The sequence below is a fragment of the Streptomyces bambusae genome (assembly GCF_020532645.1).
In the GTDB taxonomy this organism is placed as follows: Bacteria; Actinomycetota; Actinomycetes; order Streptomycetales; family Streptomycetaceae; genus Streptomyces; species Streptomyces bambusae.
In genome coordinates this window covers 1-13,320 of the sequence record NZ_JAJAUZ010000029.1, presented here as the reverse complement: position 1 = coordinate 13,320, position 13,320 = coordinate 1, and the positions used below count along the sequence as shown (strand labels likewise).

Annotated in this window: 14 protein-coding genes; 9 read left to right on the top strand and 5 right to left on the bottom strand. The window is 74.7% G+C overall.

What is annotated here, in order from left to right; genetic code table 11:
- Positions 1-263: 263 nt before the first annotated feature.
- Positions 264-1,649: an SGNH/GDSL hydrolase family protein gene (locus LG634_RS20615; protein WP_226735378.1), complete on the bottom strand. Its 1,386-nt coding sequence runs from the start codon at positions 1,647-1,649 to the stop codon at positions 264-266.
- Between the two features lie 138 nt (positions 1,650-1,787).
- On the opposite strand from LG634_RS20615, the gene LG634_RS20610 reads away from it, so the two are divergent.
- On the top strand, positions 1,788-3,116 hold the full coding sequence (locus LG634_RS20610; RefSeq protein ID WP_226735377.1) for a DUF445 domain-containing protein: 1,329 nt from the start codon (positions 1,788-1,790) through the stop codon (positions 3,114-3,116).
- A 211-nt stretch (positions 3,117-3,327) separates the two neighbouring features.
- Here LG634_RS20610 and LG634_RS20605 read toward each other — a convergent pair whose 3' ends face one another.
- Positions 3,328-3,627 carry a hypothetical protein gene (locus LG634_RS20605; RefSeq protein WP_226735376.1) on the bottom strand — a complete coding sequence of 100 codons (300 nt, stop codon included), beginning with the start codon at positions 3,625-3,627 and terminating at the stop codon, positions 3,328-3,330.
- Between the two features lie 62 nt (positions 3,628-3,689).
- Positions 3,690-3,866: a hypothetical protein gene (locus LG634_RS20600; protein WP_226735375.1), complete on the bottom strand. Its 177-nt coding sequence runs from the start codon at positions 3,864-3,866 to the stop codon at positions 3,690-3,692.
- Positions 3,867-4,190: 324 nt separating this feature from the next.
- Here LG634_RS20600 and LG634_RS20595 point away from each other — a divergent pair, with 324 nt between their 5' ends.
- From LG634_RS20595 to LG634_RS20585, 3 genes are read left to right on the top strand one after another with little or no spacing between them, the layout of a single operon-like run.
- Positions 4,191-4,730, top strand: a complete 540-nt coding sequence (locus LG634_RS20595; protein WP_226735374.1) for a GNAT family N-acetyltransferase — start codon at positions 4,191-4,193, stop codon at positions 4,728-4,730.
- Between the two features lie 32 nt (positions 4,731-4,762).
- The gene (locus tag LG634_RS20590) at positions 4,763-5,749 is read left to right on the top strand and encodes a hypothetical protein (RefSeq protein ID WP_226735373.1); all 987 of its coding nucleotides are present in this window, start codon (positions 4,763-4,765) and stop codon (positions 5,747-5,749) included.
- Positions 5,750-5,807: 58 nt separating this feature from the next.
- Positions 5,808-6,263 (top strand): very short patch repair endonuclease, encoded by a 456-nt coding sequence (locus tag LG634_RS20585; RefSeq protein ID WP_226735372.1) that lies wholly within the window; start codon positions 5,808-5,810, stop codon positions 6,261-6,263.
- 83 nt (positions 6,264-6,346) lie between these two features.
- Here the strand turns inward: LG634_RS20585 and LG634_RS20580 are convergent, their stop codons facing one another.
- Positions 6,347-7,345 carry an SEC-C domain-containing protein gene (locus tag LG634_RS20580; RefSeq protein ID WP_226735371.1) on the bottom strand — a complete coding sequence of 333 codons (999 nt, stop codon included), beginning with the start codon at positions 7,343-7,345 and terminating at the stop codon, positions 6,347-6,349.
- Between the two features lie 56 nt (positions 7,346-7,401).
- On the opposite strand from LG634_RS20580, the gene LG634_RS20575 reads away from it, so the two are divergent.
- The 4 genes from LG634_RS20575 (at position 7,402) to LG634_RS20560 (ending at position 10,803) form a co-directional block, all read left to right on the top strand.
- Positions 7,402-8,337 carry a class E sortase gene (locus LG634_RS20575; protein ID WP_372482466.1) on the top strand — a complete coding sequence of 312 codons (936 nt, stop codon included), beginning with the start codon at positions 7,402-7,404 and terminating at the stop codon, positions 8,335-8,337.
- An 81-nt stretch (positions 8,338-8,418) separates the two neighbouring features.
- Positions 8,419-8,820, top strand: a complete 402-nt coding sequence (locus LG634_RS20570) for a DUF6412 domain-containing protein (protein ID WP_226735370.1) — start codon at positions 8,419-8,421, stop codon at positions 8,818-8,820.
- Positions 8,821-8,985: 165 nt separating this feature from the next.
- On the top strand, positions 8,986-9,822 hold the full coding sequence (locus LG634_RS20565; protein ID WP_226735369.1) for a YidC/Oxa1 family membrane protein insertase: 837 nt from the start codon (positions 8,986-8,988) through the stop codon (positions 9,820-9,822).
- Positions 9,823-9,945: 123 nt separating this feature from the next.
- Entirely contained in the window at positions 9,946-10,803 is an 858-nt protein-coding gene (locus tag LG634_RS20560) for a fumarylacetoacetate hydrolase family protein (protein ID WP_226735368.1), read from the top strand.
- Positions 10,804-10,886: 83 nt separating this feature from the next.
- On the opposite strand, the gene LG634_RS20555 is transcribed toward LG634_RS20560, so the two are convergent.
- On the bottom strand, positions 10,887-11,975 hold the full coding sequence (locus LG634_RS20555; protein WP_226735367.1) for a Gfo/Idh/MocA family oxidoreductase: 1,089 nt from the start codon (positions 11,973-11,975) through the stop codon (positions 10,887-10,889).
- Between the two features lie 55 nt (positions 11,976-12,030).
- On the opposite strand from LG634_RS20555, the gene LG634_RS20550 reads away from it, so the two are divergent.
- On the top strand, positions 12,031-13,287 hold the full coding sequence (locus LG634_RS20550; RefSeq protein ID WP_226735366.1) for an ROK family protein: 1,257 nt from the start codon (positions 12,031-12,033) through the stop codon (positions 13,285-13,287).
- Positions 13,288-13,320 lie beyond the last annotated feature (33 nt).

The following is a 13,320-nucleotide window of genomic DNA, read 5'->3' as shown; positions in this document are numbered from 1 at the left end:
GTGTGACGCTTGCCGTCAATAGAGTGCGCTGAGCGGGTCATCCGGCCCCGTCAAGGGCCCATCCCCTCCGGCGGGGGACGGTCGCCAACGAATGCCCAGCCACCCACCAGTGGCTCGGCAACTGTGATGCCTTGCACGGGTGGTGCGGGTGGGAGAACACCCCCGCGCGGAGCGCGGAACACAACCCACCGGCGGCAAGCCGGACACGAGGCCCCGGCCCGGCACGGGGCAGACCCGAACCCCCGCAAGCCAAGCGCAGCGGATCAGCCCAGCAGCGCCAGATCAAACGTACGGCCCATCGCCGCGTAGCCGGAGTCGTTCGGGTGCAGGTGGTCGCCGGAGTCGAAGGCCGGGGCCAGCCGGCTCGGCGCGTCCGGGTCGCGCAGGACCCGGTCGAAGTCGACGACCTCGTCGAAGACGCCGCCCTCGCGGATCCGCGCGTTCACGCTGCGGCGTACCGACTCGCGGGAGTCGGCGTACGTCCGGTGGCCGCGGAACGGCGGCAGGGTGGTGCCGATCACGCGGATCCCCCGCGCGTGCGCCCGCTTGCGCAGCGCGTGGAGGGCGTTGACGACGGTGTCCGGGTCGGGGTCGCGCGCGGCCTTGAGGATGTCGTTCGTGCCGAGCTGGATGACGACGACGCGGACGCCCGTGCGGGAGAGGACGTCGCGGTCGAAGCGGTCGAGGGCGCGGGGGCCGGTGCCGTTGCGGAGCAGGCGGTTGCCGGCGATGCCGGCGTTCAGGACGCCCATGCGGTGGGAGCGGGACTTGCGCAGCCGCTCGGCGAGGAAGTCGGTCCAGCGGCGGTTCGCGTCGGTCGTCGACGCGAAACCGTCGGTGATCGAGGCACCGAAGGCCACGACCGAGCCGCGCGCCTGGTCGGTGAAGACGTCGACGGCGACCAGCTGCCGCCAGGACCTGGTTTCCTCCGTGAACGTGTCGCCGGTCTCGTCGCCCGTGCTGTCGCCCTCGGCGGCGTACGAGGTCTGGCGGGCACCCGGGTGCCGGGTGACGGGGCCGCTCGGGTCGGCGGACTCCGGGGAGTACGTGCTGACCAGGACGTCCGCGTCGGCCGCGACGGCCAGGTCGGCGGCGTCGCTGGTGACCTCGTCGCCCGGGGGGATCGTCACCTCGTCCGCGCCGCCGAAGGTCAGCGGGACCAGGGAGCCGGGGGCGGCGGCCGCCATCCGGAAGCCGGCGCCGTCGCCGCGGGCGCGGACCGCGTCCGAGACCGTGCCGTCGGTGCCGGCGGCCTGGCCGACGGTGGCCCGGCCTATGTGCAGCGGGGTGCGGCCGAAGAGGTTGGAGAGCGTCACGCGTATCCGGGTGCCGCCGACGCTGGTGTGCACGACGTTGCGGAACGTACGGCCGGCGTGGCCGCGCAGGTAGGTGTCGGGTTCGGCGTCGACGGGGGCCGCCGACCAGGTACCCACCCAGTTCGGGCGGATCGGGCCGCTGCCGTCCCGTGCGCCGGAGGACTCCCCGGGCCGGACCTTCGCGGCGTCGCCGGACCCGCCGCCCGCGGAGCAGCCGCTCGCGAGGAGGGTCACCGCGACCGCCAGCACGGCCACCGGGACCGCCGTACGGGCGCCGGGCCGCGGGCGGCGGTGCGGCCGGGCAAGGGGGTGGCCGGTGCGGGGGACGGTCATGGGCGGAGTTCCTCCTCCGGTGGCGGTTCGCCGGAATGGGGGACGCCGGGAACTCGTGGCGCGTCCCGGGAGTCGGTCAAGTAGGCGACAGTCGACAGTGGCACGAACGGTACGTGACCGGGGGGAGGGGCAGGACAGGTGGGACGCACACAGGATCGTACGGACCGGACGGACGGTACGGAGGCGCCGGCCGGGCGGGCGGGCGTGTTCGCGTACTCGGCGGCGGACGAGGAGAAGCGCCGCGGGGTGCGCCGGATGAAGGCGACCGCGACGGGGCTGCTCGCGCTGGTCGCGGTGGTCTACGTCCTCGCGAAGTGGGCGCAGCACGGGAATGCGGGTGGCTGGGCCGGGTACGTCGCGGCGGCGGCGGAGGCGGGCATGGTCGGTGCGCTCGCCGACTGGTTCGCGGTGACCGCGCTGTTCCGGCGGCCCCTCGGGCTGCCGATTCCGCACACGGCGATCATTCCGACGAAGAAGGACCAGCTGGGGGCCTCGCTGGGCGAGTTCGTCGGGGAGAACTTCCTGTCCGCGGACGTGGTGCGGACCCGGCTGCGGGCCCTGGGGATCGGGGGCCGGCTCGGTGCGTGGCTGGCGGAGCCGGAGCATGCGGACCGGGTGACGGCGGAGCTGTCGGCGGCGCTGCGCGGTGCGCTGACGGTGCTGCGCGATTCCGACGTGCAGGCGGTGGTCGGCGAGGCGATCACCCGCCGGGCGGAGGCTGTGGAGATCGCGCCGGGGGTCGGCAAGACTCTGGAGAAGGTCGTCGCGGACGGCGGGCACCGGCGGATCGTCGACCTGGTCTGCGTACGGGCGCACGACTGGCTGGTCACGCACGGGGACTCGGTGATGGACGCGGTGCAGGGCGGGGCGCCGGGGTGGACGCCGAGGTTCGTGGACCGGAAGGTCGGCGAGCGGGTCTACAAGGAGCTGCTGCGGTTCGTGACGGAGATGCGCGACATGCCGGAGCATCCGGCGCGCGGCGCCGTGGACCGCTTCCTGGCGGACTTCGCCGTGGACCTCCAGTCCGATACGGAGACCAGGGCGCGGGTCGAGCGGCTGAAGTCCGAGATCCTGGCGCGGGGCGAGGTGCAGGACGTGATCGCGTCGGCGTGGAGCGCCGTCCGCGCGATGATCATTTCTGCGGCCGAGGACGAGCGCAGCGAACTGCGGTTGCGGGTCCGTGCCTCCCTGATGTCGCTGGGTGCCCGGCTGGCGACGGACGGCCGCCTCCAGGCGAAGGTGGAGGGCTGGACGGAGGGCGCCCTGGTCTACGTGGTGACGACGTACCGCTCGGAGATCACCTCGCTGATCACGGACACGGTCGCCGGCTGGGACGCCGAACACACCTCCCGCAAGATCGAAGCCCACATCGGCCGCGACCTCCAGTTCATCCGCATCAACGGCACCGTCGTGGGCGCCCTCGCGGGCCTCGCGATCTACACGCTGTCGCAGGCGTTCGGGGCTTGAGACAGGGCCCGGCCGTGGTGGGTGCTCGGCACCGGACACCGCGTGGCACCGGACACCGCGTGGCGCCGACCCCGCACGGGCGGCAGCGGACGGCGCACATTCAGCCCGCCAGGGGGCACCTCCCAGCCCCTTGGGGCCGGGGGAGTTCGAGGCGCGGGGTCCGGGGGCGGAGCCCCGAAAAGGGTGGGGCTCCGCCGAGTGGAGCGCGCCGTCAGGCGCGGTCGGCGACCGCCCAGGACGCCGCCGCAACCACACCGGCCGCCACGGACACCGCCGGCCAGGCTCCGATCTTCTTCGCCAGCGGGTGCGCCCCGGCGAAGCCCGCCAGGTACAGCCCGCCCAGCGCCGCGGCAGCCGGCGCCCCGGCCCGCTGGTGCCACGCCCGAGCCGCCACCGCACCCGCCGTTCCGAGGACGACCCCTCCGAGCGGCCGCTTGCGCGTCCACCGTGCGACGGCGTACCCGCCGACCAGCCCCACCGCGGCCACCGCCGCCGACGGCACCTGTGCCATGCCCATTCCTTCCGCCGTGCTTTCGTACGTCCGTGCGTGCATTCGTCCTGCTGGTCCCGAGGCTAACGCGCCCGCCGCGCCAGCCCGGCCGCGCCCGCCAGTCCCAGGACGAGCACGGCCCCGCCGATGACCGTGTCCGGCACCGCCTCCTGGACGGACCGCGGCAGCATCGCCACGACCCCCAGGACGAGGAAGAACGCGAGCGCGCAGCCGCCCGCGCCGAGCAGCAGTCTGTACACGAGGCCCCCTGGTCCGACCGGCCATGACACCCGTTCAACGCCCCGGCCCGCCCCACGACACGGCCCCCGCCTTCTCACCCCCGACACCGAAGAATGTCGTATTTGTCGCACACCCTCCGCTTCTGCGGAGACGCCGCACCGGGGAACCGCACCGGCGTAGATTCGCTCTCCTCGAGAGGAATCCGCCCCAATGGCCCGCAAAGGATCAAACGGCACCGGAACTTCCGCATCCGCCGCCATCGTCACCAATCCCGCCATCCGCACCTTCCCCGTGATCCGCACGAACCACGCCAACCCCATCCCTCACACCAGGAGCCCCCACCGGTGATCTGCTACGGAAAGGCCGTCCTCGACCTCGAAGAGGAGCTGGTCGACGCCTACGCCGACGTCTTCTCCGCCCCGCCGTGGAACGAAGACGAAGAAACCATTCGCCAGTTCTCCGCCCGCCTCCAGACCGACGTCCGCCGCCCCGGCTTCCGTACCGCCCTGGCCCAGTCCCCGGCCGGCATCGACGGCTTCGCCACCGGCTGGATCACCGCCGCCCGGTTCCCGGCCGACCGCGCGTACGGACACGTGGCCGCGCAGCTCGGCCCGGAGCGGGTCGCCGACTACCTGGTCGGGGCCCTGGAGATAGACGAACTCGCCGTACGCGCGTACGCCCGCGGCCACGGCACCGGCCGGGCCCTCCTCGCCGAGCTGACCGCCGACGCCCCCGGCTCCCGCGCCTGGCTGCTCACCGCCCGCAAGGCCACCGACACCGTCGCCACCTACCGGCGCCTCGGCTGGCACGAACTGGACCCGCTGCCCGGCACCGGGAACGGCGTCGTCGTCTTCCTCGCCCCCGGCCACCCCGCCGCGGCCTGAATCAGCCGCGCCCGGCCGGGCATACCGGTGGCATGATCACCGAACTCGACCGTCTCGCCCGCCGCCAGCTCAACCTGGCCACGACCCACCAGCTCACCCGCGCCGGCGTCGCTCCCGGCACCCGCACCGGCCGCGCCCGCCCCGGCGGGCCCTGGCAACGCCTGCTGCCCCGCGTCTACCTCCTCCAGACCGGGCCGCCGGACCCGCGCCAACGCGCCCTGGCCGCCGTGCTCTACGCCGCCCGGCCCGGCACCGACCCGCTCTCCGGGGCCACCGCCGCCCTCACCGGCGGCGCGGCCCTCGCCCTCCTCGGCATCCGCGGCGCCCCGCCCGAGCCGCACCACGTCCTCGTCCGCGCCCCGCGCCGCGTCGCGGCCGTCCCGGGCGTGCACCCCCGTACGACGGACCGCTGGCCCGCGACCCTCGGCGTGGCCGGCATCCCGAGCGCCCGCCCGGTCCGCGCCGCCGCAGACTTCGCCGCCCGTACGCAGGACCCGGACCTGGTCCGCTCCGTCCTCGCCAACGTCGTCCAGGCCGGCTGGTGCCACCCCCAGGACCTGCACGCCGAACTCCGCGCCGCCCGCACCCTCACCCGCCCCGCCGCCCGCGCGGCCGCCGCCGAACTCGTCGCCGGCGTCCGCTCGATCGCCGAAGGCCACGCCCGCGACGCCCTCGCCCGCACCGACCTCCCGCCCCCGCTCTGGAACGCCCGCCTCTACACCCCCGACGGCACCTTCCTCGCCTCCCCCGACGCCTACTGGCCCGACGAAGCGGTGGCCCTGGAAATCGATTCGGCCGAGTACCACTACACCCGCGACACCTGGCACGCCACCCTCCACCGCCGCCTCCGCCTCCAGTCCCACGGCCTCCTCATCGCCGCCGCCACCCCCTCGATGATCCGCACCATCCCCACCGCCGTCACCGCAGCGATCAAATCCCTCCTCACCTTGGCCACCACCCGCCCCACCCCTCCCGGTATCCACGTCCGCGGCCACGCCCAACTGGAACTGCCTTTGTGACAGGAAGGCCGTCGTCCGGAACGTCGTCGGCGCTGTGGCAGGGGGCGAGAATGGAGGGGTGGAACCGCTGACGACGACACCGGCCGTGCGCGCACGGATGAGCCGCCAACGAAGCCGCGACACCGATGTGGAAGTCGCGCTGCGCAAACTCCTCCATGCCTCGGGTCTGCGATATCGCGTCCACCGCAGGCCCGTGAAGGGCGTCCGCCGGGAAGCAGACATCGTGTTCGGGCCGGCCCGCGTCGCCGTGTTCGTGGACGGGTGCTTCTGGCACGGCTGCCCGGAACACGCGACGTGGCCCAAGAACAACGCCGAGTTCTGGCGCACCAAGATCGAGGGAAACCGCACCCGTGACCGCGACACGGACACCCGCCTCGCGGACGCAGGCTGGCTCGCCGTACGAGTCTGGGAACACGAGAGCCCGGTGGAGGCGGCAGTGCGCATCGGCGTGCTGGTGCAGAGCCGCCGGGACGCCGGGAAGGCGTCCGGGCGGCCGGTTTCATCGGACGCCTGACGCGGCATGTGCCGAGTGAACACGGCCGTTGGTCGTGTGGTGTTGGCCTCTGGTCACCAGTGGCGCGCCGGGCCGTCCGCCCGTTACGGCGCCCCGTGGCAGTCTGCGTAGGGCTTGGTGGAGGTGCACCAGCAGGGGGATTGGGGGGTGGGGGGCCAGGGGGTGGCTTTGCCGCGGGCGGCGAGGGTGGTGGCGTATTCGGGGAGGACGGAGGGGGTGGCGGGGCTGGTGTGTTCGGAGGCGGCGAAGGCCTCGTACGAGGGGACCGTGGCCGTGACGATGCCGAGGTTCTTGGTGCCCGAGGCGGACAGGGCCCGCAGGGAGCGTTCGATGGTGTCGAGGTGGGCCGCGTGGGAGGGGTACTCGGAGGCGAGGGCCGGGTAGGCGGCGAGGAGCTCGGCGAGTTCGTCGGCCGGCCAGTGGAGGACGGCGACCGGGAAGGGGCGGGAGAGGGCGGCGCGGCGGTCGCCGAGTTCGGCGCGCAGGCGGGCGATCTCGGCGCGCAGTTCGGCCGGGTCGTCGGAGCCCAGGGCCCAGATGCGCTTGGGGTCGTGGAGTTCGTCCAGCGGGATCGGGCCGGTGTGACGGGTGTCGGCGACCATGTCCCAGTCGTCGTGGGGCAGTGCCAGCAGGCGGCGGACCCGGTGCCGGCCGGTGAGCAGGGCCACCGTGGCGGTGGTCAGCGGCGCGTCGTCGGGGATCAGGCGGCGGGCGGCCTCGGTGAAGGCGTCGTGGGAGGCGTCGAGTTCGTCGTGCGCCTCCAGGGTCTCCGCGACGACCTCCCAGGGGGCGGGATCGGCGGGGGCGGCGGCGCGGATGCCCTCGATCAGGGTGCGCGCCTCGGCTTCGTGGCCGTACTCCCACAGGTTGGCGGCCTGGAGGGCCTTGACCAGGTGGGGGTCGGAGGGCTCGGCGGCGAGGATCCGGTCGTAGAGGGCGCTGGCCCGTTCGCGCTCTTCGGCGAGTTCGAGGTGGGCCGCGGCCTGGAGGAGGAGGGGCTCCTGGTCCTCGGGGTAGCGGTTCGCCGTGCGAATGAGACGCTCGGCTTCGTCGATGTGCTCGGCAGGCGTGTCGGGGCGCATGGTCCACACCGTACTGCCGCTGGTCAGTTGGCGGGGCAGGACTTAGGGTGCCGGCCGTGCGCGAGCGGATTCCGGTGGTGGTGCAGGGGCAGCAGCGGGGGCGCCGGCTGCGGCCGGGGCGCGGGCGGGGACGGCGCGGGCGGTCCGCGGCGGGGGAGTACGCCCGGCCGGTGCGCGGCCGGGCGCTGGCGCGGGCGCTGTGGTCGGGGGCCGAACTCGCGGTGACCGCAGGGCTGGTGCTGCTGTTGCTGGTGGTGCACCAGGTGTGGTGGACGAACCGGGAGGCGAGGGCCGGGGCGCGCGAGCAGGTACGGGCGCTGGAGCGGCAGTGGGCCGCGGCGGAGGGGAACGCTGCACCGTCGGGGGGCGCGTCTGTGGGTGCCGGTGCCGGCGAGGTGCCCGAGGCTGACCAGGCCGGGGATGCAGGGGGCGCTGGCGAGGTGCCTGAGGCCGGTGGGGCGGATGGAGCGGATGGGGGTCGTGGGAGCCCGGGGGCTTCCGGGGCGCCGTCGCCGCGGGGGCGTACGGGGCCGCCGCGGTGGGACCGGGCGTACGCCGTGCTGCGGATCCCGCGGCTCGGGGTGGTGGCGCCGGTCGCCCGGGGCACGGACAAGCGGAACGTGCTGGACAAGGGGTACGTCGGCCACTACGGCGGGACCGCGCAGCCCGGGCAGCAGGGGAACTTCGCGCTGGCCGGGCACCGGAACACGCACGGCGAGCCGTTCCGGTACATCAACCGGCTACGGGCCGGGGACGAACTGATCGTGGATGTGCAGGGGCGGCGGTTCACGTACGTGGTCGGGAAGCGGCTGGAGCAGACGTCGGCGCGGGACACCGGGGTGATCGCGCGCGTGCCGCGGAGCGTGGTGAAGCCGGGGTACGGGTACGCGGCGCCGGGCTTCTACATCACGCTCACCACGTGCACGCCGGAGTACACGTCGCGGTACCGGTTGGTGGTGTGGGGGACGCTGGCGTCGAGCGAGGAGAGGTAGGGGCAACCCCCTCACCGGGTTCTGCGTCCGTTGTCAGTGGGTGCATTTAGGATCGGCTGCAAGGGGAGAGGGGGGAGACGGATGTCCGGGTTCACGGGTGCCGGGCGCGGTGTGCGCGCCGTACGTGGTGACTGCGCGGGGCGCGGTGTCCGCGGCGCCGTGCGCCGGCTGGAGTCGGCTCTTCTCCTGGTGCTGGGCGCGTTCGGGCTGCTGGGCCTCCTCGGGGTGCTGGGGCAGCCGCTCGGTGAGGGCGCCGGTCTGGCGAGCGCCGTGACGTTCGCGGCCACGGCCGCCGTCGGGTCCGCGCTCGCGGCCTGTCTGGTGCTGGCCGCCCGCAGTGCGCGGCCCGTGCCGCCGCACCGAATACGCACCGCGATGCGGGACCGGGAGCAGCGCACCGCGTTTCTGCCCCAGCGGGACCCCGATGCCGCGGGGCGGTCGCGCCCCAGGGCGCCCGGCCGTCGTTCCCTGACGGCCGCGTAGGGGCTCACCCGGATCCGGACTCGGATCCGGAGCCGGATCCGACTCGGAACCCCTGTCGTTCGCTGGTGCGGGGGTGCCCGCGCGGCTCGTCACGCCGAAGTCCCTTCTTTCGGTGCCGCCGTTCCCTTCCCGGGGCGGTGGCAGGACGAGGCCCCGGAGGTCCGCGTGTCCGTGTTCGTGCTGCTTGTTTCCCGTCTTGCCGATCTGCTCGACCCCGTGTTCGCCGCTTCGGCGACGGCCGTGGCGATCGTCCTCTTCACCGCCCTGGTGCGGGTGGCGATGCACCCGCTCACCCGGGCCGCCTTCCGCGGCGAGCGGGCGCGGGCGGCGCTCGCGCCGCGGATCGCCGAGCTGAAGCGCCGGTACCCGGGGCCGAAGAACGCCGACCGGCTGCGGAAGGCCGTGATCGCGCTCCAGGCGGAGACGAAGACCTCGCCGCTGGCCGGCATCCTGCCGATGCTGGTGCAGCTGCCGGTGTTCTTCGTGATGTACCGGGCGTTCTCGTCGGGCCGGGTCGGCGGCGAGGTCAACGAGCTGCTCGGACACCGGCTGTTCGCCGCGCCGCTCGGCAGCCGCTGGCTGGACGCGTTGGGGGAGTCGGGTCTGCTCGGGGCGCAGGGGCTGGTGTTCCTCGGGCTGTTCGCGGCGATCGCGGCGGTGGCGGGCTGGACCGTGGTCCGGGCCCGGCGGGCGGGCGCGGTGAGTGCGCTGGAGGCAGCGGGCGCGGCAGCGGCCGGGCCGGGGCGTGCCGGTGGCCGTGCGGGCGGTGCGGACGGTGTGGGAGGTGCCGAGGATCCTGCCGAGGCGATGGTGCGGCGGATGGTCAAGGTGATGCCGCTGATGGCGTTCGGGACGCTGCTCACCGCGGCCGTCGTACCGCTCGCGGCCGGGCTGTACCTGCTGACCACGACGGCGTGGACGGCCGGCGAACGGGCCTGGCTGCAGCGGCGGTGGGACCGGGCCGAGGCCGCGGCCGGGGCGGGTGCTCGGTCCAGTCTGTGAACAGGGTCTTGCATACGGGACGCGGTTCTTGGAGGATCGACCAATCCTCCGATGGCCGCAACCCATCGGCCGGTCCGTCGGCATGCCTGCGGGCCGACCAGCCACGACCACGGGAGAAAGCCCATGAAGCTGCTGCGTGTCGGACCTGTGGGCGCCGAGCGCCCTGCGCTGCTCGACGGAAACGGAATCCTGCGGGACCTGTCCGGGCTCGTCGCGGACGTCGACGGCGGCCTGCTGGCGGACGAGGACGCGCTGGCCCGGGTACGGGACGCGGCGGCGAGCGGGGAACTGCCCGTGCTCGACGCCGAGGGGCTGCGGATCGGCGCTGCGGTCGGCCGTATCGGCAAGGTCGTGGGCATCGGGCTGAACTACTACGGTCACGCCGAGGAGATCGGTGCGGCCGCACCCGAGGAGCCGATCATGTTCCTCAAGGCCCCGGACACCGTGGTGGGCCCCGACGACACGGTGCTCGTCCCGCGCGGCAGCGTGAAAACGGACTGGGAGGCGGAGCTGGGCGTCGTCATCGGCAGCACCGCCCGCTACCTGTCGTCCGCTGCCGAGGGCCTGGCGCACGTCGGCGGGTACGTGCTCGTCAACGACATCTCGGAGCGCGAATTCCAGATCGAGCGTGGCGGGACCTGGGACAAGGGCAAGAACTGCGAGACGTTCACCCCGCTCGGCCCCTGGCTGGTCACCGCCGACGAGATCCCGGACCCGCAGGTGCTCGGCGTACGGCTGTGGGTGAACGGGGAGCAGAAGCAGAACGGTTCGACCTCGGACCAGATCTTCCCGGTGGGCGAGGTCGTGCGGTACCTGAGCCGGTTCATGACCCTGTACCCGGGCGACGTCATCGTCACCGGCACGCCCGCCGGCGTGGCGATGGGCCAGCCGGAGCCGAAGCCGTACCTGCGGGCCGGTGACGTGGTGGAGCTGGAGATCGACGGGCTCGGCCGGCAGCGTCAGGAGCTGAAGAACGCCTGACGCGGTGACGCGGTGACGCGGTGACGAGCGAGTGTGCCGGTCGCCGGTCGCCGGTCGCCGACTGCCGGTGCTGCGGGCGGTTGTCAGGCCGTCGGCTTGAGGTCGACCGTGGTGCCGGTGGCCGCCGAGTGGCGGGCCGCCTCCAGGACGTCCAGGCAGGCGGCGGCCTCGTACGCCGAGACCGGGGGCGTGCCGCCGGTGCGCAGGGCTTCCGCCACGGCCGCGTAGTACGCCGGGTAGTCGCCGGGCAGGGTCGGGACCGGGCGGCCGCCGCCGGTCAGCGGGGACTCGCCGGAGCCGATCCGGCCCCACAGGTGCTCCGGCTCCAGGCCCCACGGCGTGCCGTCCTGCGGTCGCCGGCCCTCGCGCAGGGCGCCCTCCTGCGGGTCCAGCCCGTACTTCACGTAGCCGGCGGACGAGCCGAGGACGCGGAAGCGCGGGCCGAGCTGGGCGGTGGTGGCGCTGACGTAGAGGTGGGAGCGGACGCCGTTCGCGTGGGTGAGCGCGAGGAAGGTGTCGTCGTCGGTCTCGGAGCCGGGGCGCCGCATGTCGGTCTCCGCGTACACGCGGACCGCCGGGCCGAAGAGGGTGAGCGCCTGGTCGACGACGTGGCTGCCGAGGTCGTACAGCAGCCCGCCGACCTCCTCCGGGGCACCGGACTCCCGCCAGCCGCCCTTCAGCTGCGGGCGCCAGCGCTCGTAACGGGACTCGAAGCGCTGGACCTCGCCCAGTTCGCCGGTGGCGAGGAGGCTGCGCACGGTGAGGAAGTCGTTGTCCCAGCGGCGGTTCTGGAAGACGGAGAGCAGGGTGCCGCGGGATTCGGCGAGGGCGGCCAGGGCGCGGGCCTCGGCGGCCGTCGCGGCCAGCGGCTTGTCCACCACGGTGGCCAGGCCCGCCTCCAGGGCGGTGGTGGCCAGTGGTACGTGCGTCTTGTTCGGCGAGGCGATGACGAGCAGGTCGAGCTCGGCGGCCCGGTCGAACAGCTCCTCGGGGGAGCCCGCGAACCGTACGTCGGGGAACTCGGCGCGGGCCTGGGCGCGGCGCTCCTCGTTGGCGGTGACCACCGTGTCGAGGACCAGTCCCTCGGTGGCCGCCACGAGCGGGGCGTGGAACACGGAGCCGGCCAGACCGTAGCCGATCAGGCCGACGCGGAGGGGGGAGGGGGAGGACATGCCACCACTTAAGCAACGCTGTTGCGAAAGCGCAAGCAAGGGGGATGATGGCGGGGTGAAGGGTTCTGGGGAAGAGAGCGGGCGGGGGCTGGGGCTGGACGCCGTGCGCAGCCACAACGCCGGACTGGTGCTCGGGCTGCTGCGGGCGGCGGGGCCGGCCGGTGCCGGGCGGGCCGAGCTGGCGGAGGGTACGGGGCTCACCCCGCAGGCAGTCAGCAAGATCAGCGCCCGGTTGCGGGCGGCGGGGCTCGCGGCCCCGGCGGGCCGGCGCGCCTCGACCGGCGGCAAACCGCCGGGCCTGCTGCGGCTGGTTCCCGAGGCCGGGTACGCGGTCGGGCTCCAGCTCGACCGCGACGAGGTGCGGGTCGCGCTTGTGGATCTCGCCGGCCGGGCGGTCGCGACCCGACGCGCGCCCCTGGACTTCGCCGCCGGCGGCCCCGCGGCGGTCGAAGCCGCCGCCCGCGAGATCGAGGCTGCGGTGGCGGGGGCGGGTCTCGGGCCGGCGGGGGTGCGGGCGCAGGACGTGAGCCTGCCGGCGGCGGGCGGCCCGGAGCCGGCCGCACACCCGGCCACGGCCACGGAGCCCGCCCCGGCACCGGACTCGGTCCAAGTGCCGGACCCGGTCCCGGCACCGGACTCGGCCCTCGCCCCGGGCGGGTACGGGACCGGTGCCCTCTGGGGTGTCGGTTGTGCCGTGCCGGGGCCGCTCGACCACCGGTCCGGGGTGATGGGGCGGGTGACCGGGCACCCGGAGTGGGAGGGGTTCCCGCTGCGGGCCGCGCTCGCGGCGCGGCTCGGGCTGCCCGTGGTGCTCGACAAGGACACCAACGCGGCCGCGGTGGGCCTGGCCGCCGAGTCCGGCGGGTCGTTCGCGTACGTGCACGTCGGTACGGGACTGGGCGCGGGGCTGTTCCTGGGCGGGGCCCTGCACCGGGGGGCGCGGACCGGCGCGGGCGAGTTCGGGCACCAGGTGCTGCTGCTGGACGGACCGCGGTGCCGGTGCGGGGCGCGCGGCTGCGCCGAGGTCCTGTGCCTGGCGGCGGTGGCCCGCGGGGACCACGGCGGCGCGGCCCGCGTGCTGGGCGAGGCCGTGGCCAACCTGGCCGCCCTGCTCGACGTGGACCGGGTGGTCCTGGGCGGCCGGGCGGTCGAAGCCGCACCGGAAACGTACGTGCGCGAGGTCGCCGAGGTGCTGTCGGCCCGCGCGCCGGGCACGTACCGCGTCCCCGTCCGGGCCGCACCGGCCTCGGCGGTCGTCACGGGCGCGGCCGAACTCGTCCTGACCGAGACCTTCACCCCGCCCCGCACCTGACCCCTACCAGGCTTGACCCCGGCCCCGGCCCCG